The organism is Gottfriedia sp. NPDC058432, assembly GCF_042721555.1.
GTDB lineage: Bacteria > Bacillota > Bacilli > Bacillales > Bacillaceae_G > Gottfriedia.
On sequence record NZ_JBHXLC010000001.1, the window covers coordinates 432,612 to 458,509 of the forward strand.

Sequence of the window (25,898 nt, forward strand, 5' to 3'; positions counted from 1 at the left end):
AGTTTAGTGTAAGACGGGGAGGTGGAGAAATGCAAACCCAAAGTGAAATGGAATTGTTTGTTGATGAGACACCATATATTAAAGGGCATATCACAACAATCATCTTTTATAATGCAGAAAACTTTTATACTGTTGCAAAGGTAAAAGTCGTTGATACAAACTTATCAAATTGTGAACAGGAAATGACCATTACTGGGAATATCCCAAGGATGAATGAAGATGAAACATATACATTTAAGGGGATTGTAAAAGACCATCCGAGATATGGTAAACAATTTCAAATTTCATCATTTGAAAAAGAGCTTCCATCTACTAAAAAAGGTGTTATTCAATATTTATCATCAGATTTGTTTAAAGGAATTGGAAAGAAAACAGCTGAGAAAATCGTTGACCATTTAGGTGAAGGTGCAATTAATAAAATTTTAGATAATGCGGATAGCTTAGAAGGTGTTCCCGGGCTGGCAAAATCCAAAGGTAAAGAAATTTATGAAACAATTCTATCTCATCAAGGTCTTGAAAAAGTAATCAGCTTTTTAAGTAGCTATGGCATTGGAACGGGTCTGTCGATTAAAATTTATAAGACTTATAATGAATCAACTCTTGATGTTATCCGAACGAATCCATTTAAGTTAATTGAAGATGTAGATGGGATTGGGTTTGGAAGAGCAGATGAAATTGGTCGAGCGATCGGTATTACAGGAAATCATCCAGATCGGATACGTGCCGGTTGTATTTATATTTTAGAGCATTTATCGATGCAAGAAGGACATGTTTATATAACGCAAGATCAGTTTATTGATGAAACTAGACAATTATTAATGAAACAGGATAAAGAACTTGTCGAAGCAGTCGACATTTCTCGGGAAATGAAACGATTAGTAGCAGACGGAAAGCTGGTTATGGAAGACGAGAGAATCTATCTAGCTGCTCTTTATTATGCTGAGAAAGGCATTGTCAATGCGATCCAAAAATTATTAAGCAGTGCTCCAGATTTAGGAGAAATGACTGATACTAGATTTGCAAAAGAGTTAGAAGACCTCGAATCAAAAATGAATGTAAAATATGCACCTTCACAAGCGCAAGCAATCAAAAAGGCTATGGAGTCAGCTATGATGGTTCTTACAGGTGGACCAGGGACAGGTAAAACGACAGTTATTAAAGGAATCGTTAATCTATTTTCAACAATCCATGATTTATCATTAGATCAGCATTCTTATCCGAAAGATGATCCATTCCCTTATTTGCTTGCAGCACCTACAGGTAGAGCGGCAAAACGAATGAGTGAAGCAACTGGATTACCGGCAGTAACAATCCATCGTTTACTCGGTTGGACAAGAGAAGGGGAATTTAGCCATCATGAGGAAAATCCTTTAAATGGAAAATTGCTAATCATTGATGAGTTTTCAATGGTCGATGTTTGGCTAGGGAATCAATTATTAAAAAGCATTCCAGAAGGCTGCCAAGTCATTTTTGTAGGGGATGAGGATCAATTACCTTCTGTTGGTCCAGGTCAAGTCTTAAAGGATTTATTAAACTCTGGTACAGTTCCAACGGTACGATTAAAAGACATTTACCGTCAATCAGAAGATTCATCGATTATTACGCTTGCACATTATATAAAAGATGGAACAATTTCCGGGGATTTATTTGAACAAAGAAAAGATCGTTCATTCATTGGGTGTTCAAGTCAACAAGTTGTTGAAGTCGTCAAAAAAGTGTGTGAGAACGCCAATAAAAAAGGTTTTCCTGTAAGAGATATCCAAGTATTAGCACCGATGTATCGTGGTCCAGCGGGAATTGATGCCCTAAATGAAGGACTACAAGAAGTGTTTAACCCTAAAAAAGAAAAACAACGTGAAATGAATTTTGGGGATACAACTTTCCGTACAGGTGATAAAGTTCTCCAACTTGTAAACGTTCCTGAAAACAATGTTTTTAATGGAGATATGGGTGAAATTGTAAACATTTTTTTCGCCAAAGAGAATGTAGAACAACAAGATATTATTATCGTTTCATTTGATGGAAATGAAGTGACCTATACTAGACCAGACTTTTCTCAATTAACTCTTGCCTATTGTTGTTCAATTCATAAGTCACAAGGTAGTGAATTTGATATTATTGTGCTTCCGATTGTCAAAAGTTATTATCGAATGCTTCGAAGAAATTTAATTTACACTGCAGTGACTAGAAGTAAGAAGTTTTTAATCATGTGCGGTGAACAAGATGCATTTATTCAAGGCATTGGAAGAACAGATGATGGTCAAAGGCAAACTACTCTTTGTATGAAACTAAAAGGGATTGAAAATAATGAAGTACAACTAAACGAGGATTTACCATTTCAGCTTTCAGATGAATTACCAAATCTTTCACCTTATGATTTCATGTAATTGACTAAGAATATATAGTGCAAGACGATTCCTGTACTAACGTATATTTTTATGAGAATTTGGTCACAATGCTTAGAAACATTGCCTTTTTTAGGCTAAGGGAGCGAGCGTTGTGAATTGTCCAAATTGTCATAGTAAAGACTTAGGGAAAATAGGTGTAAATCAATATTATTGTTGGGGATGTTATATTGAACTAACAATTAATAAAGGCATTATTTATACCCACCAAGTTGAAGAAGATGGTACGTTAAGTTCGTTGGATGATTTATTTGACGAAGAGGATCGAAAACTTAGTATGTAGGAGTGGGTAATTGATGGCTAGAAAAAGCTCTTTATTAGGTTTAGGTTTAGGTGCAGGTGCACTTGCGATGAAGTTAATGTACGATAATAAATGGCTTACTTCAAAGAACATGAAACGTATGAGAAAGTCATTGAAAAAAATGCTTTAATTTTTTTAAGCACATGTCTTTAGGGCATGTGCTTTTTTATTGTCAAAAAAGAGTTAGACAATTAATTACTAAACAACCTTGTCAACTAAATAACCAAATTTTCGTAAAGGAGTTTAGTGAGATTGATTTCCACTGCGGGATGCTCGCTTTCCATGGGGCGAGACCTAAGCCTCCTCGTCACGTGCGTTCCTGTGGGGTCTGTGGCTTCCCGCATATCCCATAGGAGTCGAGCACCCCTCCGTTCCAATCAATTTATTCATCAAAAAATGGTTACACTAAAAACCTATTTTAAAATCCTTTACTTAGAGTAGCATACAGCATGGTAATCAGTTTGAAGGTCCAGTTTGTAGGTCAATTAAGATCGAACTTCAACGTATTATAATAATCATTTTAAAATGTTTTTCTAAAAATAAGCTCTTAAATATTTTTAACTTCTCAAGACTAAACAATTACTTAGTTTGTTAATTTTATAAAGCCGTTCAAAGATATTAATATCATTATAGGATAAAAAAATAATTATCATATCAATAAGATGCACTTAATTTACGCTTGAATATTTTATATTTTATCACTCTGACATGTCTATAAAGGACATGTTCTAAGTTTTTTCAATGTATTTCATCCAATCCTAATCTTACATTACTCAATTATTTATAATTTTCCATTGAGAAAATGATCATCTTCTTTTATCATTTATAAAAACATGGAAAAGAGATGGTAAATGTGGGAGTGGGAGTTAGGCTTGTTAAAAATGATTTGAAGTATGCAGAGCAGGTTTTTAAGTTATCATCAGATCCAGGTGTGAAAGATGTATTGGGAATAAAAGTGGATAATATTGATGATACAATTGGATTTATTAGTTATATTGTTCAGCAGGAATTAGAAGGTAAGGTAATAAATCGGATAATATTGAACGAACAAGATGAAGTAGTCGGTATAACAACTTTAAAGCACATTGACCGAGGAGATGGGATTTGTCATATCGGTACTTGGATAGGTGTTCCATTTTGGGGGAAAGGGTATAATGAAGCTTCAAAAATGGAAATTTTAAAAATTGCTTTTAACGAGTTGAAAATGGATTATGTTTTTGCTGGTGCAAAAGAGTCGAATACTAGATCTAGGCGGGCACAAGAGAAGTTAGCTTATATGACAATTGGAGTAGAGAATGAATTTCCAAAAGAACTAACAATCGTTGAACAAGAGGCAAAAACGAAATGTGTATTGAATGTTGTGAAGAGAGAAGACTTCGCAAAATTTTTAACAAGTCACATAATTTAATTGAAATTCTCCATACTATTATCAGTATGGAGGTTTTTTTATGGACGGTTTAAAGCTGAAGTGGATATATCGATTATGTTTAATTTTGCTCATTGGATTAGTTGGAATAGTATTTTATTATTTAAAACCAGTGTATTTACATATTGTAATTGGTGTTTTAAAATCGATGGTTCCATTTTTGATTGGGTTAATAATTGCCTATTTGTTACATCCAGCAATTGAATATATTCATAAAAAAGGGATAAAACGAGTATTTGCGATTTTATTGATTTATTTATTATTTTTTGGAGGGTGTGTACTAGGGCTTTATTTACTACTCCCAATTTTTAAACAACAGTGGCAAGATATTTTAAGAGCTTTTCCTAAAGTTATGGCATTATATGATAGTTTTTTATCAAAAATCGATCGAAAAACTTCGAGAATGCCAATTTTTCTTCATAATCGGATTGATTTAATGATTAATGGCGCTGAAAGATCAGGATTATCATTATTGAATAAATCTGGTGAATGGATGAAGCAATTAGTAAATAATATGATTTCACTCTTTATCATTCCGTTTATCGTTTTTTACTTTTTAAAAGATTATAAGGTCTTATCTAATATGTTTTGGAAAATTATCCCTTACAAATGGCGATATGAAGCAAAAGGTTTAGCAAAAGAACTTAATAATACATTTGGAAAATATATTCGTGGTCAAATATTAGTTTGTTTTTTACTGTTTGTACTAGCAACAATATTTCTTTGGATTGTTCGAATGAAATATGCTCTAGTATTAGGAGTGGTCATAGGTATTACAGATATCATTCCGTATTTTGGACCGGTTATTGGAGCTGTACCAACTCTGTTTTTAGCCGCTTCAGGAGGGACAAGTTTATTAATTAGAGTAGGTATTACATTAATTATTTTACAATTGATCGAAGGTAACGTCCTTTCTCCGCTCATAATTGGAAAATCAATTCATACTCATCCGGTTATTATTATGTTTTCATTATTAGTTGCAGGTGAAATAGCTGGTTTTATAGGTTTGTTAGTTGCTGTACCGGTATTAGTGGTCATCATTTCTGTTATTCGCTATTACAGTAATAGAAAAGAGCGTCTCTCAACTTGACTTTCATTTTTGACAATGATACTATTTTTTCATACAATTTATATTTGCAAAATTTTGAAGGAAAAAGTATGTCACTAAACCATTTAAGCTTATGCAAAAGAGAGAAGTTTCCTAGGCTGAAAGAAACTTTAATGAAGGGTGACAGAAAAGCTACTCCTGAATGCAGCTAATCACTGACGCGTCAGACCACGTTACGGTCTCTTGAGGTGATGAATAGACTTCGAGGCATTTTGCCTAAGCAACAGGCTTTCTATTCATAATCAGGGTGGTATCGCGAGTACATCTCGTCCCTGTTTTAGGGACGGGATTTTTTTGTTTTTATAACATTATAAATTTACTAAATGGAGGTTAATATAATGAAAAAGCTAACTGCTGCTCAAATTCGCCAAATGTACTTAGACTTCTTTAAAGAAAAAGGTCACTCTATTGAGCCAAGTGCATCTTTAGTACCAGTAGAAGATCCAACTTTATTATGGATTAATAGTGGTGTAGCGACATTAAAAAAATATTTTGATGGTCGAGTAATTCCAGAGAATCCAAGAATAACAAATTCACAAAAATCAATTCGAACAAATGATATTGAGAATGTTGGGAAAACAGCTCGTCACCATACATTTTTTGAAATGTTAGGTAATTTCTCAATCGGAGATTATTTCCGTGAAGAAGCTGTAACATGGGGTTGGGAGCTTTTAACTTCATCTGAATGGTTTGGTTTTGAAAAAGAAAAATTATTCGTTACAGTCTATCCTGAGGATAAAGTAACGTATGATTTATGGATTAAATTAGGATTAGATCCTGAGCATATTATCCTTTTAGAAGGTAACTTCTGGGAAATTGGTGAAGGACCATGTGGACCATGTACAGAGATTTTCTATGATCGTGGAACAAAATATGATCCAGAAAACATTGGAATTAAATTATTAAAAGAGGATTTAGAAAATGATCGATATTTAGAAATTTGGAATATTGTATTCTCTCAATTTAATTCAAAAGATGGTTTAGACCGTAAAGAATACCCTGAATTACCAAGCAAAAACATTGATACTGGTATGGGCTTAGAACGTATGGCAAGTGTACTACAAGAAGTAGACACAAATTTTGACACTGATTTGTTTATGCCAATTATTAATGTTGTTGAAACAATTTCGGGTCAAAAATATCGAAATGGACAATTAGATCAAGATACTGCTTTTAAAGTAATTGCTGACCATATCCGTACGGTATCATTTGCTGTTGCAGATGGCGCTCTTCCTTCAAATGAAGGTCGCGGATATGTATTACGTCGTTTAATCCGTCGTGCTGTTCGTTTTGCTAAAAAATTAGGTATTGAACGTCCATTTATGTTTGAACTTGTTCCAGTTGTTGCAGAAATTATGGAAAGCTACTATCCAAATGTGAAAGAAAAAGTACCGTTCATTCAAAAGGTAATTAAAAATGAGGAAGAACGTTTCCATGAAACATTACATGAAGGGTTATCACTTCTTACAAATGTAATGAAGGATGCAAAAGCTAAAGGCAGTACTGTAATTAAAGGTGAAGATGTTTTCCGTCTTTATGACACATACGGTTTCCCAATTGAATTAACAGAAGAGTATGCAGAAGAAGAAGGATTAACAGTTGATCATGACGGTTTCGAAGTTGAAATGGAGAAACAACGTGAACGTGCGCGTTCTGCAAGACAAGATGTTGACTCAATGCAAGTACAAAGTGAGGCACTTCGTGAAATCAAGGAAACTTCAGTTTTTGTAGGTTATAGCGAAGGTTCGGTTGAATCTACAGTTCTTGTTCTAGTACAAGACGGAGAAAAAGTTGAAGATGTAGCAAATGGAGAAGAAGCTCATTTAATTCTTGATGTAACTCCTTTCTACGCTGAAAGTGGCGGTCAAATTGCAGACTGTGGAACTTTAACTGCTCCTGGTTTAAAAGTAGAAGTACTTGATGTTCAAAAAGCTCCAAACGGACAAAATTTACATCGCGTAAAGGTTGTTGAAGGTGCTTTATCAGTTGGTGCTAAAGTTGATTCAACAATTAATAAAGCTAACCGATCAAGTATTGTAAAGAACCACACAGCTACTCACTTATTACACCAAGCATTAAAGGATGTACTTGGAACTCATGTAAATCAAGCTGGTTCATTAGTAAACCAAGAACGCTTACGTTTTGACTTTTCTCATTTCGGTCAAGTAACGTCTGAAGAACTTGAAACAATTGAAAAAATTGTGAATGAAAAAATTTGGGAAAGCATCCCAGTTCAAATTTCTGAAAAAGCAATTGCTGAAGCAAAAGCAATGGGAGCAATGGCATTATTCGGTGAAAAATATGGGGATGTAGTACGAGTAGTACAAGTTGGAGATTATAGTCTTGAGCTATGTGGTGGATGTCATGTTGATAACACAGCATCGATCGGTACATTTAAAATAATTTCTGAGTCAGGAATTGGAGCTGGTACGCGACGTATTGAAGCAGTAACTGGCAAATCAGCTTACGAATATATGCAAGAACAAATTGGCCAACTAAAAGAGGCAGCTGGTCTATTAAAATCAAATACGAAAGACGTTGTTGCTCGTATTGAAACTTTACAATCAGATTTAAAACAAGTTCAAAAAGAAAATGAATCACTTTCTTCAAAATTAAGCAATATTGAAGCAGGAAATATTAGTAATAACGTAAAAGAAGTAAATGGAGTAAAATTTGTAGCTGCTAAAGTAAATGGAGCAGATATGAATAGTCTCCGCACAATGGTTGATGACCTTAAAAATAAAATTGGTTCTGTTGTTGTATTACTTGGTTCTGCTAATGAAGGTAAAGTAAACTTAATTGCTGGTGTTACAAAAGATTTAGTAGGTCAAGGATATCATGCAGGAAATCTAATAAAAGAAGCTGCTTCAATTTGTGGCGGAGGAGGCGGAGGCCGTCCTGATATGGCTCAAGCTGGCGGTAAAGATCCTTCGAAATTAGACGAAGCTGTTGCTTTTGTTGAAAAATGGATGAACACGATTTCAAAATAATACAAAAATCGTGTACAATAACAGATATAAAATTTTTTAGCTGATTCGTAACTGCGTAATAAAAATGGTACAATGTAATTAGCTAAAAATATACGGATAAGTGGGGTGCTTTGTATGGATTCATTTGATAAAACGATGAAGTTTAGTTTGCAAGATGAAGGTCAAGATATACGAGTTAATGAAGTTTTATTAAAGGTTCATGACGCGTTACAAGAAAAAGGCTATAATCCAATCAATCAAATAGTAGGATACTTATTATCAGGTGATCCTGCATACATTCCTCGTCACAATGACGCAAGAAGTATGATGAAAAAACTAGAACGTGATGAAATCATTGAGGAATTAGTTAAATCTTACTTACAACAACATCGTGGAGAATAATTAATGAGAGCACTTGGGCTAGATGTAGGTACTAAAACAATTGGTGTAGCTGTAAGTGATGCTCTTGGTTGGACGGCTCAAGGTATTGAGACAGTCAAAATTGATGAAGAACGTCAGAAATTTGGACTAGACCGACTAAAAGAAATCATCGACAGCTACGAAATCGAAAAAGTAGTGGTAGGTTTACCTAAAAATATGAACGGAAGTATTGGAGAACGCGGTGAAGCATGTACGCGTTTCGGAAAAATGATTGAAGAAGAATTCAATCTTCCGGTTATACTATGGGATGAAAGACTTTCAACAATGGCAGCCGAACGATTTCTAATCTCTGCTGACGTAAGTCGCAAGAAAAGAAAACAAGTAATCGATAAAATGGCAGCAGTAGTTATTTTACAAAACTACTTAGATAGTATAAAGTGATAAAGAAGAATGGAGATTGGCCGACAACAATGGTATTTGCAGAAATAACTTTTTGTGCGGCCCCTCCACCTCTTCACTTTTATACTAATACATAAAAGGATTAAAATAATAGAGGTGATATAAATGGAACACGGTGAAGACAGACAAATTACAATCATCGATGAGGAAGGTAATGAGATTCTTTGTAATATTATCATGACTTTTGAATCAGATGATTATGGTAAATCATACGTAATTTATAGTCCAGTTGGACAAGAGTTTGATGAAGATGGAGACCCAATCTACCATGCATCTAGCTTCATTCCTGCAGAAGATGGTGAAGATGGAGAGTTATATCCAATCGAATCTGACGAAGAGTGGGAAATGGTTGAAGAAGTATTAAACACTTTCTTTGACGAAGAAGAAGGAGAATAATATCTCTGGATTTAAAAATGCTAATCGCTTATAAAAGTGTTTAGCATTTTTTTTATGTAGAAAATTGCCGATTTAGTACATATTTGTAGTATACTATAACGTGGAAAAGGAGGTAGATAAGTTTGTCATTTAACGATTTTGATAAAAATGGATACAAGAATACAAATAAAAAAAGCAGGATTATGCTTATTTTTACATATTTAATTATTGCTTGTATTGTCGTAGTTGGAGCGGGTTTTGCAACTTATAAACATATGTTAAAACCAGTTAATTCAGCAAATAAACAAATTAAATTAGTATCAATTCCTCAAGGAAGCTCTGTTGATAATATTGCAGCAATATTAAAAAAGAAAAACTTAATAAAAAATACTTCAATTTTTAAACTATATGTGAAGTTGCATAACAACGCTAGTCTAAAATCAGGGAATTATCATTTTAGCGAAAATCAAGGAGTTGCAACGATTATTAATCACTTACAGGTAGGTGGTAAATATCAAGTTGCTGTAAAGGATTTAATGATTCCTGAAGGTTCTCAATTAAGCGAAATCGCAGCGATTATTGCAAAAGGATTTAAATTAGATCAAGCAGCTGTACTAAAACAGTTGAATGATAAAACATTTATTCAGGGACTACAAAAAAAGTTTCCGCAATTAATAACGAATGATGTTTTTAAACCAGGAATTCACTATCCATTAGAAGGGTACTTATATCCTTCAACTTATATGTATGGGGATTATACTCCAAGTTTAGAGGAAATAATTACACCAATGTTAAATGAAACAGTAAAAACATTAGACCTATATAAAACAGAAATGAGTAGCCAAAAGCTTACTCCTCATCAGACATTAACAATGGCCTCATTAATTGAGCAAGAAGCCACTGGTACAACAGATCGAAAGTTAATTTCAAGTGTGTTTTATAACCGACTAAAAATAGGAATGCCATTACAAACGGATCCGACAGTTTTGTATGCACTGGGTAAACATAAAGAACGCGTATTATATAAAGATTTAGAAGTTAAATCTCCTTATAATACTTACTATGTTAAAGGGTTACCAGTAGGACCAATCGCAAGTGCTGGCGTTGATAGTATAGAAGCTGCTCTAAAGCCTGCTAAATCAGATTATCTATATTTCCTTGCTGATAAAACAGGTAAAGTAATCTTTACAAAGTCGTTAGCAGAACACAATACTGAAAAAGAAAAGCATATAAAATAAAAAGTTGGAAATACTTGTATAATATAGTAAAATCGTCGATTGACAAGCCTTTTTTGCGAAGCCAGAGACGTAGTTGCACTTATACTTGATTCCTAAATTGGCAACAACGTCGATTACTCTATCTTGCTGCCAATTTATTACTTTTTTTAAAGTGAAAATATTAAATTCCTCAGTAGTATAAATAGTCTACTGAGGAATTTTGTAAATTAAAAAATAGTGAAAGCGTTGTAACTATTCTTGGTACTAGCCAAGGGTCTTTTTTTTATGTTAGAATATTACGGGTCTAAAAAAATTCAGATACAAAGAAATTTTACTTACACCTTGTTTTTGACAAGGTTGTATTTCTATTGGAGGCTTTATAAGCAATGAATGACGTTTTAGTTCGTCAATACTTGGCGAATTTTTATAAACATAGAGAACCTTTTATAGAAGAAATGGAAACTTATGCATTTGAGCATCATGTGCCGATAATGGATAAAGCAGGTATGGAATTTATGCTTGGTTTACTTTATTTAATACAGCCAACTTCCATTCTTGAAATTGGCAGTGCAATAGGCTATTCAAGTATTCGAATGGCAAAAGAGTTTCCAAATGTGAAGATTGTTACAATGGAGCGAAATGCAGAGAGAATTCGAAAAGCAAAAGAGTTTATTGAGCGAAGTGATTACAGCAATCGAATTCTACTTTTAGAAGGTGATGCTTTACTTTTAAAAGAAAAGTTGCCTGTAAACAGACAATTTGATGTTATTTTTATCGACGCAGCTAAAGCTCAGTATAAACGATTTTTTGAATTATATGAGCCTTTGTTATCAGACAGAGGTGTTATCATTTCAGATAATGTTTTATTTAAAGGCCAAGTTGCTGAAAGTGCGGATCTTGTTGATGATCGACGCAAGAAAGCTTTAATAAAAAAGATTCAAAATTACAATGAATGGCTAATGAATCACCCTAAGTATGATTCGACAATTATACCAATTGGTGATGGAGTTGCTATTAGTAAGAAAAGGGGAGTTAATAATGATTAAGCCTGAATTATTAGTTACGCCAACTAACCTAAATGATATAGATAAATTAGCTGATGCTGGTGCAGACGCAGTTATTATTGGTGAACAACGTTTTGGATTACGCTTAGCGGGTGAATTTAATCGTGAAGCTGTAAAAGAAGCAGTAGAAATTGCACATAAAAAAAATGTAAAAGTATATGTAGCGATGAATGGCGTCTACCATAATGAAATTCTTGATGAAATTGAAGATTATATTGCTTTTTTAAGAGATGCAAATGTGGATGCAATTGTATTCGGAGATCCTGCAGTTCTTATGTCTGTACGTGCGATTGCACCTAATATGCAATTACATTGGAACACAGAAACAACGGCAACAAACTGGTTTACATGTAATTACTGGGGAAAACGTGGATCTAAACGTGCGGTATTAGCTAGAGAGTTAAGCTTTGAAGCTGTCGCTGAAATTAAAGAAAATGCTAAAGTAGAAATCGAAGTACAAGTACATGGGATGACTGCTATGTTCCAATCAAAACGTTCACTTGTCGGTAACTATTTTGAATACCAAGGAAAGAATTTAGAGATCGTTCAACAAAAGAAATATGAAGAAAATATGTTCCTAGTTGACCACGAACGTAATAATAAATATCCAATTTTTGAAGATCAAAATGGAACTCATATTATGAGTCCAAATGATATTTGTATTGTTAACGAGTTAGAAGAATTAGTTGATGCAGGTATTGATTCATTCAAAATTGACGGAGTCTTAAAATCTTCAGAGTATATCATTGAAGTAACAAAACTATACAGACAAGCTATTGATCTATGTGTAGAAGATCGTGAAGCTTACGAAGATATTAAAGACGAACTTTTCGACAAAATCGAAGCAATCCAACCTGTAAATAGACCACTTGACACAGGATTCTTCTTTAAAGAAACGGTGTATTAATAGAAGCAAGATTAAATCATGGATATTTTAGGACAGCCAAGGAATTCTAGTGCAGAGCCTTGGACCTTAGTCCTGTATTAAAGAGGAGGATTAATAATGGCAATTGGACAATTAGATAAAATAGTTGATGGCAAACGTGTAATCGTGAAGAAACCTGAACTATTAGCACCGGCTGGTAATTTAGAAAAATTAAAAATTGCAGTAAGATACGGCGCAGATGCTGTATTTATCGGCGGTAGAGAGTTTGGTTTACGTTCGAATGCAGATAACTTCTCTATAGAAGAAATGGCTGAAGGGGTAGCATTTGCAAACAAATTTAATGCGAAAATTTATGTAACAACAAATATATTTGCTCATAACGAAAACATGGACGGATTAGTTGAATATTTACAAGGAATTGAAGCTGCAGGAGTAACGGGTATTATTGTAGCTGACCCATATATTATTGAAACATGTAAAGAGGCTGCTCCTAAATTAGAGGTGCATTTAAGTACACAACAATCTTTATCAAATTATCGTGCTGCACAATACTGGAAAGAAGAAGGATTACATCGATTAGTATTAGCACGTGAGACGAGCTATGAAGAAATAAAAGAAATCAAAGAAAAAGTAGATGTTGAAATTGAAACATTTATTCATGGAGCAATGTGTATTGCTTATTCTGGCCGTTGTACTTTAAGTAATCATATGACTGCACGTGATTCAAACCGTGGTGGATGTTGTCAATCATGTCGTTGGGATTACGATTTAGTTCAAACTGAGTCACAAAATCCTGATGCTTCAGAAAATGCTTTATTTGCTGAAGAAGATGCTCCATTTGCAATGAGCCCTAAAGATTTAAACTTATTACGTTCAATTCCTAAATTTATTGAAATGGGTGTAGATAGTTTAAAAATTGAAGGACGTATGAAATCAATCCATTACGTAGCTACTGTTGTATCTGTTTATCGTAAATTAATTGATGCATATTGTGCTGACCCTGAAAACTTTGAATTTAAAGAAGAATGGGTTGAAGAACTAGATAAATGTGCTAATCGTGACACTGCTTCTTCATTCTTTGAAGGACTTCCAGGAATGAAAGAGCAAATGTATGGAAATCATAGCAAAAAAACAACGTATGATTTTGCAGGTCTTGTATTAGACTATGATGATGAAACTGGTATCGCAACAATCCAACAACGTAACTACTTCAAACCAGGTGACCAAATTGAATTCTTTGGACCTGAAATGGACAACTTCAAACAAACAGTTGGTGTAATTGTTAATGAAGAAGGAACAGAAGTAGACGCTGCAAGACATCCATTAGAAATCGTAAAAATTAAAGTGGATCAAAAAGTTTATCCTTACAACATGATGAGAAAAAAGTTAGTTTGATAAGAAAGAGGGATTGAAGTATGGGGAATAAGCCCATTGTAATTGGAATTGCTGGAGGGACTGGCTCTGGTAAAACTTCTGTAACAAAAGCAATCTATGATCAATTTAAAGGTCATTCAATTTTAATGATTCAGCAAGATTCTTATTATAGAGATCAAACGCATTTACCAATGGAAGAAAGATTGAAAACAAATTATGACCATCCATTAGCATTTGATAATGATTTGTTTATTGAGCATATAAAAGATTTATTGCAATACAAAGCAATTGAAAAACCTGTATATGACTATACAATTCATACAAGATCTTCAGAAACAATCCCTGTAGAGCCAAAAGAAGTTATTATTTTAGAAGGTATTCTAGTATTAGAAGACGAGCGTTTACGTGATTTAATGGATATAAAGATATTTGTAGATACAGATGCTGACTTACGAATCCTTCGTAGAATACAACGAGATATAAAAGAACGTGGAAGAACAGTTGATTCTGTAGTAGATCAATATGTGAATGTTGTACGCCCTATGCATAATCAATTCTGTGAACCATCTAAGAAATTCGCAGATATTATCATACCAGAAGGTGGTCAGAACTTTGTGGCTATCGATTTAATGGCTACAAAAATTCAGACTATACTTGAAAGAGTAAGTGTATTATAATACGTTCATATGAGAGAATAATTCCTAAAAATAATTTTGGAAAGATGGAGAAGCACTCACTTCTTCATCTTTCTATATAAAAGAATGCGTTTTCATAAGTTGAATGTTTCATTAATTATTCTCATACACTGTTTGTACAACTACATTGTATAAACAGATATTTAGAAGTTCTACATAAAAGAAACGGTGGATACTAAAAGGAGTGTACAAAATGGCTAACGAAAAAAAATTCCCTATGACTTTAGCTGGGAAACAAAAATTAGAACAAGAATTAGAAAATTTAAAAACAGTAAAGCGTGCTGAAGTAGTAGAGCGTATTAAAATTGCTCGTAGCTTTGGTGACCTTTCAGAGAACTCTGAATACGATGCTGCAAAAGATGAGCAAGCATTTGTTGAAGGTCGTATTACAACTTTAGAAAATATGATCCGTAATGCTGAAATTATTACAGAAAATAATGATGCATCAGATACAGTAACTTTAGGTAAATCTGTAACTTTCTTAGAATTACCAGCTGGTGACGAAGAAACTTACACAATTGTAGGTAGTGCTGAGGCTGATCCATTTGAAGGTAAAATTTCAAATGATTCTCCAATCGCAAAAAGCTTATTAGGCAAAACTGTTGGTGAAGAAGTGACAGTTAATACTCCAGGTGGAGATATGCAAGTAAGAATCCTTGCTGTTAAATAATTTGATTTGTTTAACAATTTAATTGTTTGAAAAAAGAACACCCCGTCTACACTGTAGATGAGGTGTTTTTTATATGCATAGACGGATAAAAGCCATATTAATTATATTTTCATTACTATTTTCTTTAATCGCATACAGATGTTTAGATATTAGTGTACTTCATCAAAAGAATTTTGGCCCACAAAAGGTAAATTTAATTGAACGAAGTGTTGCTCAAAGAACATTTCAGTTTCGGATTGATAATGGACGTGGAAAAATACTTGACCGAAATGGAAAATTATTAAGTGCAGCTTACACTCCAAAAGTTATTTTATTTCCATTTTTAAAAACAATCGATTGGCCAATTGATAAATTATCGTCGATTACAGGAGTACCGGTTGCAAAAATTAAAGATCAGTTTAATGGTAAAAAAGAACCTTTTACATTAGAAGGAATGACAAAAACATTAACATCTGAACAAATTGATCAAATAAATAATTTACATGTTTCTGGATTAATTTCCATGCTGTCTCAAGACAAAGATGATAAACAATTGGCAGAACACCTAATTGGAATAGCTAGGGAAAATAAAGAACAATATGAAAAACAGTATGAAAGTGATCGAAATTATAAGCCTAAAGAATTTGGGGTAATTGGTTTAGAAGCTCAGTTTGAAGATTTCTTAAAATCTGATGGCACATCTAATTTAATGCTTCACGTGGATAATTTAGGTAAACCTATGTTTGGAAATGAAGTCAAATATGCAAAACCTAGTAATCCATTTTATCCTGTTTCCCTTTCTACTACACTAGATAAAGATTTACAACAAATTTTAGAACAAGCTGTTGACCAAGCTAAACTTCAAAAAGGTGCTGCAGTGTTAATTGACGTAAAGACGAACAATTTATTAGCAATGGTTAGTCGACCAACTATGAATTTCCAAAATTTATTTTCTTCAAATGATAATACTGCGACTAATTATGCATTATTAGCTAGTACACCCGGTTCCGTCTTTAAAACAGTTGTAGCGGCTGCTGCAATAGATCAAGGTATTGTGAAAGAAAATCAAATGTATAATTGCAATAATAATCTAGTCGGTAAATACGAAGATGAAGAGAAAAAGCGAAAAGGTAATTTAACTTTTCAACAAAGTTTCTATGAAAGTTGTAATTACACATTTGGCCAATTAGGTAAGCAATTAACTTTAAAAAATAAAGATATGTTTCAAGCCTATGCAAAAAAGCTAGGTTTAGATGGTCCAGTAGGATGGACAGGATCTGTCTATCATGAATCTAGTTTTAGTCAATTTCAAAATGAAGGGAAACCAACATATTTTGTAGGAAACTCTTTAAGTGATAAGCTCTTAAATACATCCATTGGACAACAGGATGTGAAAGTATCCCCTTTAGCTGTAGCTAATATGATGGCTACCATTGCGCGAGGTGGAAGCCCAAAACAAGTAAAAGTAGTAGATTCTGTAGTATATAAAAATGGTACAGAAATGTTTAAATTCCCAGAACAGACATTAGCTGATGATTATCTAGCTCCAGATTCAATGCAAAAATTAAGAGAGTTACTTCGAGGTGTAGTTACGGATGCGAAAGGAACGGGAAATCGATATACTAGTTTGCCTTACACTTTAGCAGGGAAAAGTGGTACAGCGGAAACAAAAGTAGTAGATGGTAAAATAGTCGAACAAAACAAATGGTTTGCAGGTTATTTTCCATATGATAAGCCAAGGTATGCATTCGCAGTTGTTAGTTTAAATGTTCCAAACGAAGTTACATCTACTTCTGACACTGTTACAAGTTTAATAAAATCTATATATAACTTTGATAAAAACCACACAAAATAGCTATTTTTAATTAATTAACTCTATGTTAAAATAGGGAAAAATTAGTTGTTTTTGGAGGATTTTGTCAATGTCTTCAATTGAATCAAACAAAAGGGTCCAAAAATTAAGACGAGTACGAAGAGGAAATTATTTTTTCCGAATACTACTTATTCCACTTCTTTTTGGAATCATCTATTTAGGGATAAAAATAACTTTACCAATCATCAACCAACAAAAGATAGAGCCTAATACTGCAAAAGCTCAGATTACTACGATTGCTCAAGAACCAAAGCAAATGACAGATATACCGAATCCTTATCAAGCGAAATATCGAGAAAAAGTAAATGAGATTATTAAAGATTCAATAAATGATGAAAATATTATAGAATCGACTGTAAAAGAATGGACACCTAATAAAACAAGACAAGTTGAGCCACATAAAGTTCATTATAGTCATATGTCTCAGGACTTTTATGAAATGGAAGAAGCAGTATCAAATGCGATTTCTTTAACAAAAGAAGATTATTCAATTTGGCATATTAGTCAAGGATACGATCAGCAAAGTATAAATGTATACGTTGCTACAAACGACTTAAGCTATAAATATGTCATTTACTTACATTGGGTTGTAAAAGAAGGCTGGCTCCCTATTTTGGTACAAGAAGTAAAAGAGTTAAAGTATTAAAAGCTAAAAAGTTTGAGTCTCTATGGGATCAAACGATAAGGTTACGCCACATGGAAAGCGAACGCCTTTTTAGGAAACTTTTAAAATTTAAAGTGTTTTTTGTTGTACGCATTCTTAAAGATGAATGATATGTCTCTATATGGTAAAATGATTAAAGTTTGAAAGAGAAAGTAGGGAATTTAAAGAATGAAATTAGCTATTATTGGAGCAATGGAAGAAGAAGTACATGTATTACGTGATAAATTAGACAACCTGAGAAAAGAAGAAGTTGCAGGCTCAGAATATAATATAGGTACATACGAAGGTAAAGAAGTAATTTTATTAAAGTCTGGAATTGGTAAAGTTAATGCCGCAATGGCAACAGCAATTCTTTTAGAAAAATATCAGCCAGATGTTGTTATTAACACAGGATCTGCAGGCGGACTTCATACTGACTTAAATGTAGGAGACGTTGTGATCTCAACTGAAGTGCGTCATCATGATGTAGACGTTACCGCGTTCAATTATGAATATGGTCAAGTTCCAGGTATGCCAGCTGCATTCCCTTCTGATGACAAATTAAAGTCTATCGCTAAAAAATGCGCTGAAAAAATTAATGGTATCCAAGTTGTTGAAGGATTAATCGTAACTGGTGATTCATTTATGAATGATCCAGTACGAGTAGACTTTGTAAAAGAGAAATTTGGTGATCTATATGCTGTAGAGATGGAAGCAGCTGCAATCGCTCAAGTTTGTTATGCTTTTAAAGTACCATTTGTTGTAACACGAGCATTGTCAGATATTGCAGGTAAAGAATCAAATATTTCATTTGATCAATTCCTTCATACGGCAGCTGTTAATTCAACATTAATGGTTGAGGAAATGATTAAAGCGTTATAAATCTTTTAAGTAAAGATGCCTTATAGGCATCTTTCTTTAGAAAATCTATTTTGTAATGTAGAAAAATAGAGTATGAAATTAAAATAAAAAATGTATGGTAGCTATTGCTCCATACATTTTTTTACTTTAATATTGAAGTCTAAACTTAAAAATAGGGATTTAAACAAAAGCAGGTATTAATATCTTATTTTTCTTTAAGCCAATCTTTAAAATGTGTTGGGGCAGTATGCAGAGTTTCTTCTAAAGTAGGAACTAACGAAAACTCGCCAAGTTTTGCACCAAAGTATAGATTTTTTTCGTCTGCTTCAATTTTACGTATATCACTTTTACTTTCTAAGTAAGCCTTTACGTAATCAACAAATTTCATTCGATCTGGTCCGGCTAAATTAACTATACCGTTTACTGGTGTACTTAGTGCAAAGTCGACTATGCCTTCTGCAGCATCTTCAGAGGATATTGCCTGATTATACGAATCAGGTAAACGAATAGTGTCTCCATCGGTAAATAAATCTGTAAGAGTCAGAATAAAATCAAAGAATTGTGTTGTACGAACAATCGTGTAAGGGATACTAAAATCTTTTATTAATTCTTCTTGAGCCATTTTACCACGGAAGTATGCACTCTCAAGAAGACCATCCGTACCTACAATTGATAAATGAACATGATGTTTTACGTTGGTAATTTTCTCAGCAGCAAGAATATTTCGAGTAGAAGTTTCAAAAAAGTCCAATACGACGTTGTCTTCATAGGAAGGGGAATTAGTTACATCAATTACAACATCAGTGCCCATAAGTACTTCAACAAGTCCTTCACCAGTAATTGTATTAACCCCTAAGGAAGGTGATGCTACAATAATTTCATGTTCTGTCTCACGAAGTTTGCTAACTATTTTAGTTCCAATAAATCCAGTACCACCAACTACTACAATTTTCATTTATGTTAACCTCACTAATTATGAATTTAATTATTTAATTTGATTATTTAGTATGCCGTTTTTGCTCATTGATACCATTTTTAAAATGACATATCCTTAATAGTTCTTAAGTCTAAATTTTTTCAATTATTTTATAAAACGCATTGCAGCATCTTCAGCTTCCTTATATGCATTAGCCAATATTTCTTCTCTTTTTAACAAAGCTGTGCCTTGTGCTCTTATTATTTGATAGTCTTCAACACCTAAGAAATTAAACATGGATTTTAAATACTTATGAGCGTACTCAACCTCTGTATACCAATCATCATTTGTATAAATTGCACCACTGGCTTGAATGACTAATAATTTTCGATCATCATAAAGTAACCCTACTGAACCGTCTTCTGTATACTTAAAAGTCTCACGCGCAATTAAAATATTATCCATATAATCTTTTAATTTAGATGGAATATTGAAATTATGAAGTGGGAAGGCGATTACATACTGCTTTATCTCTTTAAATTGCTTTAATATCTCATTCATTCTTTCTATTTTACGAGCTTCATCTGAGTTAAGTTGAATACCTTCACTTAATTTTCCCCATGCAGATAAAACGTTTGAATCTACATTAGGTATAAATTCGTTATACAAGTTAATTTGCTCAATCTTTGCAGAAGGGTCCTTACTTTTAAGTGTGTTCTTAAAATGATTTAATACATTTACACTATATACCTCTTCGGAATTGAAATTTGGATGTGCATTTATTACAAGTACTCTATTCATTAATTATGTCTCCTCGTGTAGTATTGAATAATCGGCGACAAGTGTAATCGGCGATTGACCACATCAGTAATATAACCCTTGTTTTTGAAAATGTCAATGATATTTGTGAAGTTTTACACAAATAATAAATACTTCTAAAATATTGTTTATACATTTTATTTTTTGGAATGGAGGCGTTTTGGGTGCAATATAGTGTAGAGGTGGAATATTGTCTTCATTGCCTTGTTTATGTAATTGATATACCACCAAGTTCGAGTATTACGATTAAAGAACTTTCCGAGTTTCAAGGTGCAGATATATTGGTGCTATTATAAAACCAAGCGGATAACCAGCCCTTGCAGCCTTTTTCTATAATGCGATTGAGTGAGTACTCACTTTTTATTGACTAATCGTAAAGGATGAACTAAGATGAAAGTATAGAGTGAGTACTCACTCATTTTGAATAATATAGATTGTAAATATACTTGAACGGAGGATTACGATGAGCGATGTAGTTCAAATCCAGAAAGTCGATCGTTTATTTGGAAAAAGAGCTGTGCTAAAAAATATTTCAATGAACATCCGAGAAGGTGAAATTTTTGGGATTTTAGGCCCATCAGGTTCTGGGAAAACAACTTTAATAAAATTGGTCGCTGGGATTGATAAAAGTTCAAAAGGCGAGGTACTAGTTTACAACAAAAAAATGCCTAATTTTTCTGTCCTTCCGTCTATAGGTTACATGGGGCAATCTGACGCATTATATAGCGATTTAACGGGAGCTGATAATTTAAGTTTCTTTGGTGCTCTGTATAATTTAAAAGGTAAAGAACTTAAGTCGAGAATTAAAGAAGTAGCTGAAATCGTTGGATTAGAGGATTCATTAAACAAGCAAGTTAATCAATACTCTGGGGGAATGAAAAAACGACTTTCTCTTGCCATTTCAATCCTCCATAAACCTACATTACTAATCCTTGATGAACCAACAGTTGGAATTGATCCAGTACTAAGAAAGCAAATTTGGAATCAATTTTTTGAGATGAAAAAGCAAGGTACTACGATCATCATTACAACCCATATCATGGAAGAAGCTGAAAAATGTGAACGGATCGGATTAATTAGAGAAGGAGAATTAATTGCTTTAGATACTACTGAAAATTTAATCTCGCAATCAAAAACAGGTAAAATCGAAGACCTATATTTTAATACTGAGGTGAGCTCATGAGAGTCTTTGCAATTTCTAAACGAATAATAAAACAATTTTTAAAAGATAGAAGATCTCTTGCAATGATTTTTGTTGCTCCTATCGTATTATTGTTTTTATTTTCGTATATCTTAAAACAGGATGATACGAAACCAACTTTAGCCCTTGTAGATGCACCTCCAGCATTTGAGCAAATTGTGAAAGATTATGCGAAAGTAAAGAATGTAAATCCTTCAGACATAGAAGATAAGTTAAAAAGCATGGATCTTGATGGTGCTGTTTTGTTTAAAGCAGGGAAAATAGTTGTACAAATTGAAGGGACTGATAAGGCAAGAACAACAGCAGTAATGGATGCTATTCAATCAGCAGTTAAAGAAAACACACCTTCGAATTTTAAAATTGTAATGGACCCAATTTATGGTAGTAAAAATATGGAATCATTTGATTCAATTGGACCAATTTTTATTGGGTTTTTCTCATTCTTATTTGTATTTATCTTATCTGGTATTTCTTTTGTAAGGGAAAGATTAACAACAACTCTTGAAAGATTACTTGTCACACCAGTCAAAAGATGGGAAATAGTAGTTGGTTATATTTTAGGCTTTGGATTTTTTGCTTTAATTCAATCGATCATTATAACAGTCTTTTCAATAAGTGTGTTAGATATGTATAATGTAGGAAGTGCATGGGAAGTCTGCGTAGTTAATATTTTATTATCTTTAACTGCTCTAACACTTGGAATGCTGTTATCTGCCTATGCAAATAATGAATTCCAAGTTGTCCAATTTATTCCCGTTATTGCAGTCCCTCAAATTCTTTTTTCAGGTATTTTCTCAACAGCGTTTTTACCAAATTGGTTCAAATTTATTGGGGGTATTCTACCACTGACATATGGAGCAGAAGCGCTTAGAGGTATTATGATAAAAGGACAGTCGCTTTCAGATGTTGTAATTCAATTACTGATCCTACTTGGATTTTCAATCGTATTTATTTCTTTAAATATAGTTGCTTTAAAGAAACAGCGTTCAATTTAAGGAGTGTTACCAATTAAATTAGAAGAGTTTTTTCCAGAAGAAAAATTACAAGAAATGAATGAAAAAGAAATAAAAATTCTTGAAGCTGCAATTGAAATATTTGCAGAAAAAGGTTTTGTTAGTACTTCTACTAATGAAATTGCCAAAAAAGCAAATGTTGCTGAAGGTACTATTTTTCGTTACTTTAAAACAAAAAAGGATTTACTAAAAAGTATTATCAAACCGACATTAGTAAAAACAATTGCTCCTTTTGAAATGGATCGTTTTTCTAAAGCAGTATTTCATTTAGAATACGAAACATTTGAAGATTTTCTTAATGCGCTTATTAAAAATCGCATGGAATTTGCAAAGAAAAATAAAGCAGCTGTAAAAATAATCATACAAGAAATGCCATTCCAAGACGATATGCAAGAAGAGCTAAAAAGACTCTTTAAAGATAAAATGTACCCCAAAGTAGCTAGTGTATTACAATCGTTTATTGATAAAGGACAAATAAAAGAATTACCGATACCGACAGTACTAAGATTAATTATCTCAACAGTAATTGGTTTAGTTATCTCTTCAATCGTACTAGAAAATACCCCTTTTTGGAACGAAGAACAGGAAACTGAACGTACGATTGAGTTTATTAAGAATGGGTTGAAATAACTTATAATTAATTTTGATAAAAATATGATTTTTGTTTATAAAAGGTAAATCTTGGTATGAGAATTTTGGAGTTTTTAATACTATTTGATTTTAAATGGAAATGCTTCTATTTTTGGTTCTATAAGCCTAATTCATGATGATATTATATTGAATTTTACAACCTTGATTTAGAGACAATTTGTAATATAAACTTTTTTAGATGAATTGATTGGACGATGATCGACTCCTATGGGAGATGCAGGAAGGGTGAGACCCCGCAGGAACGAGGAGGCTCAGCTCATGCCCCATGGAAAGCGAGCATCCTGTAGTGGAAATCACCAAGAGATTACTTATTAATTTGACAACTTCTATTTTTATCAGAAGAAAGGGATTTTAAATAATCTCTTTCTTCTTTGTGTTGAAATATGTTCTGGAATTGAGCTGAAATAAAACTTAATTAGTAAGTTATTATATTTTAGCGATATAGTAATAAATCAAAATTAATTTATTCGGTTGTATCAATTATTTGATTCTTTTCTGTGTTCAATATTCTATAAGAGCTGTGGACAAAAGCGAGCAACCTGTAGTGGAAATCAACAAGACAATACTTATCTTATGACTTTAATTTTTCTTATACTTACTAATCTCTACATATACTGCCTTTAATTACCTTCACTTTTTTTGTATAAAATATGTTAAAGTTAATTAAGTAAACAAGAAGGGAAGGTGTAGTATTCATGAATTTTAAAAAGCTACAGGCGAAGGTTAATGATTTTAAAACATTTGGAGCAATAACAACAGCATTGGCTACTTTTTTCTATATCGGGACTCTCCTTCCAAAGGACGGATTAACCCAACATAAAATATTGATCGTCGAGAGTATCGTTTTTACAATGCTGATTTTTGCATTAGGTTTCTTTCTGACATCCAATTATTTTAAACGCAAAATGCAAAAAGAAGAGCAAGCATAAAAACCACTAAAAATGAATTCCCTCCAATTGTTAGATTTGACTAACAATTGGAGGTCATATTCATCTTTAGTGGTTTATTTTTTATCTTTTTTCTTTTCTTTTTCAGCTCTTAAAAACTCGTGGTACATTTTCATTAAAGCACGTTTTTCAATTCTCGAAACATAACTTCTTGAGATTCCTAATTTCTTTGCGATTTCACGTTGAGTTAGTTCTTTATCCATATCAATACCAAATCGTTGGATAATTACATCCTTTTCACGGTCATCTAAAATCTTAATATATTGCTTGATTTTTTCTAATTCCATATTCAGTTGAATTTGATCAACTACGTCTTCCGTCTCAGTTTTTAATATGTCTAATAGTGAGATTTCATTGCCTTCTTTATCCTGGCCTATCGGATCATGAAGTGAGACATCTTTTTTTGTTTTCTTTAAAGCACGTAAATGCATAAGTATTTCGTTTTCAATACATCTAGCAGCATATGTGGCTAATTTTGTTCCTTTTCCTTGAACAAAGCTCTCAATTGCCTTTATTAAACCTATTGTACCAATCGAAATTAAATCTTCAGCATCTTCTCCGGTATTTTCAAATTTTTTGACGATGTGAGCAACGAGTCTTAAATTATGTTCAATTAATAAATTTCGTGCTTCTCCATCTCCATTTGCCATACGATTTAAATAGAGCGTTTCTTCGGCTTGTGAAAGAGGTTGAGGGAAGGCATTATTTTTAACATATGAAACAAACACAAACACTTCTTTTAAGAAAAGACTTAAGGCGGTAAATAAACCAGTCATATAATCACTCCTAAGGAAGGTAAGGTTAGTTGTTATTTATATATTTATGTAATGTACAAATTCTGTGTGTCTGTACCATAAAAAAAATGTAAGCAGTGTAAAAAAAATGTTGAAAATAGTAAGCGCTACCAATCTAATAATGATGTATCTTTTTTAAAATCGTTACATATTTTAGAAAAAAAATGCATTGACAGCCTATTTAAAAGTGCTTTATAATCCTCATTAATAACTTTTTTAATGAATCTTTTGACAATTAAATATATTGCGATGATAAGAGCACAGTAGGCATAACTTCCCTGTTTAAGAGAGCTGACGTAGGCTGCGAGTCAGTACATATGGTATGCTGAATTACATTCTTGGAGCAATTTCTATTTCATTTATTGAAAATAGAAACGGTCATTTTGATCGTTAACAAAATGAAGGTGGTGAACAGATTTTTTGTTCACAACTAGGGTGGTACCGCGATTAATTAATTCGTCCCTACTGTTTATTCAGTAGGGACTTTTTGTTTTCATTTTTACATACTTACTTCTTGATAAAAGAAGTGGTATTGGAATAGACATTTAAAATTTGAGGAGGAAAAAGAAATGAGTACAAATAATGAGTTAGTGCAATTACGTGATAAGGTTGATGAGATTAATTTAAAAATCGTTGAATTATTAAACGAGCGTGGAAAAGTTGTTCAAGAAATTGGTCAACAAAAAATTAAACACGGTATCAAGCGTTTCGATCCAGTTCGTGAGCGTGAAGTGTTAGATAAGATTGCAAATGTGAATGAGGGCCCTTTTGAAACTTCAACTTTACAACATATTTTCAAGACGATCTTCCAAGCAAGCTTAGAACTACAAGAGGATGATCACAGAAAAGCTCTTTTAGTTTCAAGAAAGAA

The 25,898-nt window shown here is 32.9% G+C and carries 27 protein-coding genes and 1 other annotated feature; of the genes, 24 read left to right on the forward strand and 3 right to left on the reverse strand.

Annotated elements, in window-relative coordinates; translation table 11 throughout:
* Positions 1-29: 29 nt before the first annotated feature.
* The 18 genes from recD2 (at position 30) to mtnN (ending at position 18,707) form a co-directional block, all read left to right on the forward strand.
* Complete coding sequence (gene recD2 / locus ACFWM3_RS02170; protein WP_390309940.1) at positions 30-2,387, forward strand: SF1B family DNA helicase RecD2; 2,358 nt, start codon at positions 30-32, stop codon at positions 2,385-2,387.
* A gap of 112 nt (positions 2,388-2,499) precedes the next feature.
* Complete coding sequence (locus tag ACFWM3_RS02175) at positions 2,500-2,688, forward strand: hypothetical protein (RefSeq protein ID WP_056472699.1); 189 nt, start codon at positions 2,500-2,502, stop codon at positions 2,686-2,688.
* A gap of 13 nt (positions 2,689-2,701) precedes the next feature.
* Positions 2,702-2,836: a DUF3918 family protein gene (locus tag ACFWM3_RS02180; RefSeq protein ID WP_082459514.1), complete on the forward strand. Its 135-nt coding sequence runs from the start codon at positions 2,702-2,704 to the stop codon at positions 2,834-2,836.
* A 723-nt stretch (positions 2,837-3,559) separates the two neighbouring features.
* Positions 3,560-4,114: a GNAT family N-acetyltransferase gene (locus ACFWM3_RS02185; protein WP_390309942.1), complete on the forward strand. Its 555-nt coding sequence runs from the start codon at positions 3,560-3,562 to the stop codon at positions 4,112-4,114.
* A 40-nt stretch (positions 4,115-4,154) separates the two neighbouring features.
* Complete coding sequence (locus tag ACFWM3_RS02190; RefSeq protein ID WP_390309943.1) at positions 4,155-5,222, forward strand: AI-2E family transporter; 1,068 nt, start codon at positions 4,155-4,157, stop codon at positions 5,220-5,222.
* A gap of 356 nt (positions 5,223-5,578) precedes the next feature.
* Positions 5,579-8,230, forward strand: coding sequence for an alanine--tRNA ligase (alaS, locus tag ACFWM3_RS02195; RefSeq protein ID WP_390309945.1), 2,652 nt, complete (start codon positions 5,579-5,581; stop codon positions 8,228-8,230).
* A 114-nt stretch (positions 8,231-8,344) separates the two neighbouring features.
* Positions 8,345-8,611 carry an IreB family regulatory phosphoprotein gene (locus tag ACFWM3_RS02200; RefSeq protein ID WP_056472706.1) on the forward strand — a complete coding sequence of 89 codons (267 nt, stop codon included), beginning with the start codon at positions 8,345-8,347 and terminating at the stop codon, positions 8,609-8,611.
* Between the two features lie 3 nt (positions 8,612-8,614).
* Positions 8,615-9,031 carry a Holliday junction resolvase RuvX gene (gene ruvX / locus ACFWM3_RS02205; RefSeq protein WP_056472707.1) on the forward strand — a complete coding sequence of 139 codons (417 nt, stop codon included), beginning with the start codon at positions 8,615-8,617 and terminating at the stop codon, positions 9,029-9,031.
* 123 nt (positions 9,032-9,154) lie between these two features.
* Positions 9,155-9,445, forward strand: a complete 291-nt coding sequence (locus tag ACFWM3_RS02210; RefSeq protein WP_056472710.1) for a DUF1292 domain-containing protein — start codon at positions 9,155-9,157, stop codon at positions 9,443-9,445.
* 122 nt (positions 9,446-9,567) lie between these two features.
* Positions 9,568-10,662, forward strand: a complete 1,095-nt coding sequence (mltG, locus tag ACFWM3_RS02215) for an endolytic transglycosylase MltG (protein ID WP_390309948.1) — start codon at positions 9,568-9,570, stop codon at positions 10,660-10,662.
* A gap of 365 nt (positions 10,663-11,027) precedes the next feature.
* Positions 11,028-11,687 carry an O-methyltransferase gene (locus tag ACFWM3_RS02220; protein ID WP_390309950.1) on the forward strand — a complete coding sequence of 220 codons (660 nt, stop codon included), beginning with the start codon at positions 11,028-11,030 and terminating at the stop codon, positions 11,685-11,687.
* Positions 11,680-12,612 carry a peptidase U32 family protein gene (locus ACFWM3_RS02225; protein WP_335411921.1) on the forward strand — a complete coding sequence of 311 codons (933 nt, stop codon included), beginning with the start codon at positions 11,680-11,682 and terminating at the stop codon, positions 12,610-12,612. The genes ACFWM3_RS02220 and ACFWM3_RS02225 overlap by 8 nt, the downstream gene beginning before the upstream one ends.
* A 96-nt stretch (positions 12,613-12,708) precedes the next feature.
* Positions 12,709-13,986 carry a peptidase U32 family protein gene (locus ACFWM3_RS02230; protein ID WP_056472719.1) on the forward strand — a complete coding sequence of 426 codons (1,278 nt, stop codon included), beginning with the start codon at positions 12,709-12,711 and terminating at the stop codon, positions 13,984-13,986.
* A 20-nt stretch (positions 13,987-14,006) separates the two neighbouring features.
* Positions 14,007-14,642, forward strand: a complete 636-nt coding sequence (gene udk / locus ACFWM3_RS02235; protein ID WP_056472723.1) for a uridine kinase — start codon at positions 14,007-14,009, stop codon at positions 14,640-14,642.
* A gap of 211 nt (positions 14,643-14,853) precedes the next feature.
* Positions 14,854-15,330: a transcription elongation factor GreA gene (greA, locus tag ACFWM3_RS02240; protein WP_056472726.1), complete on the forward strand. Its 477-nt coding sequence runs from the start codon at positions 14,854-14,856 to the stop codon at positions 15,328-15,330.
* Positions 15,331-15,403: 73 nt separating this feature from the next.
* The gene (locus ACFWM3_RS02245) at positions 15,404-17,164 is read left to right on the forward strand and encodes a peptidoglycan D,D-transpeptidase FtsI family protein (protein WP_390309951.1); all 1,761 of its coding nucleotides are present in this window, start codon (positions 15,404-15,406) and stop codon (positions 17,162-17,164) included.
* Positions 17,165-17,231: 67 nt separating this feature from the next.
* Complete coding sequence (locus ACFWM3_RS02250; RefSeq protein ID WP_056472733.1) at positions 17,232-17,828, forward strand: YrrS family protein; 597 nt, start codon at positions 17,232-17,234, stop codon at positions 17,826-17,828.
* 186 nt (positions 17,829-18,014) lie between these two features.
* Entirely contained in the window at positions 18,015-18,707 is a 693-nt protein-coding gene (gene mtnN, locus ACFWM3_RS02255; RefSeq protein WP_056472738.1) for a 5'-methylthioadenosine/S-adenosylhomocysteine nucleosidase, read from the forward strand.
* Between the two features lie 184 nt (positions 18,708-18,891).
* Here mtnN and ACFWM3_RS02260 read toward each other — a convergent pair whose 3' ends face one another.
* On the reverse strand, positions 18,892-19,641 hold the full coding sequence (locus ACFWM3_RS02260) for an SDR family oxidoreductase (protein WP_390309954.1): 750 nt from the start codon (positions 19,639-19,641) through the stop codon (positions 18,892-18,894).
* A 126-nt stretch (positions 19,642-19,767) separates the two neighbouring features.
* Positions 19,768-20,403, reverse strand: coding sequence for an FMN-dependent NADH-azoreductase (locus tag ACFWM3_RS02265; protein WP_390309955.1), 636 nt, complete (start codon positions 20,401-20,403; stop codon positions 19,768-19,770).
* Positions 20,404-20,585: 182 nt separating this feature from the next.
* On the opposite strand from ACFWM3_RS02265, the gene ACFWM3_RS02270 reads away from it, so the two are divergent.
* The 5 genes from ACFWM3_RS02270 to ACFWM3_RS02290 all read left to right on the forward strand — a co-directional run bounded on the left by ACFWM3_RS02270 (position 20,586) and on the right by ACFWM3_RS02290 (position 24,215).
* A complete protein-coding gene (locus ACFWM3_RS02270; protein WP_390309956.1) occupies positions 20,586-20,717 on the forward strand; it encodes a hypothetical protein in 132 nt (43 codons plus the stop codon).
* A gap of 167 nt (positions 20,718-20,884) precedes the next feature.
* Complete coding sequence (locus tag ACFWM3_RS02275) at positions 20,885-21,604, forward strand: ABC transporter ATP-binding protein (protein ID WP_390309958.1); 720 nt, start codon at positions 20,885-20,887, stop codon at positions 21,602-21,604.
* Positions 21,601-22,617, forward strand: coding sequence for an ABC transporter permease (locus ACFWM3_RS02280; RefSeq protein ID WP_056472750.1), 1,017 nt, complete (start codon positions 21,601-21,603; stop codon positions 22,615-22,617). The genes ACFWM3_RS02275 and ACFWM3_RS02280 overlap by 4 nt, the downstream gene beginning before the upstream one ends.
* 3 nt (positions 22,618-22,620) lie before the next feature.
* Positions 22,621-23,265, forward strand: a complete 645-nt coding sequence (locus tag ACFWM3_RS02285) for a TetR/AcrR family transcriptional regulator (protein ID WP_056472752.1) — start codon at positions 22,621-22,623, stop codon at positions 23,263-23,265.
* A 716-nt stretch (positions 23,266-23,981) separates the two neighbouring features.
* Positions 23,982-24,215: a YrhC family protein gene (locus ACFWM3_RS02290; protein WP_056472755.1), complete on the forward strand. Its 234-nt coding sequence runs from the start codon at positions 23,982-23,984 to the stop codon at positions 24,213-24,215.
* Between the two features lie 74 nt (positions 24,216-24,289).
* On the opposite strand, the gene sigK is transcribed toward ACFWM3_RS02290, so the two are convergent.
* Entirely contained in the window at positions 24,290-25,009 is a 720-nt protein-coding gene (sigK, locus tag ACFWM3_RS02295) for an RNA polymerase sporulation sigma factor SigK (protein ID WP_056472757.1), read from the reverse strand.
* A 258-nt stretch (positions 25,010-25,267) separates the two neighbouring features.
* Positions 25,268-25,494: a binding site (T-box leader), on the forward strand.
* 102 nt (positions 25,495-25,596) lie between these two features.
* Between sigK and aroA the strand changes: the two genes are divergently transcribed.
* Positions 25,597-25,898: chorismate mutase (gene aroA / locus ACFWM3_RS02300; RefSeq protein WP_390309959.1), on the forward strand; the 302-nt coding region annotated here is incomplete at its 3' end.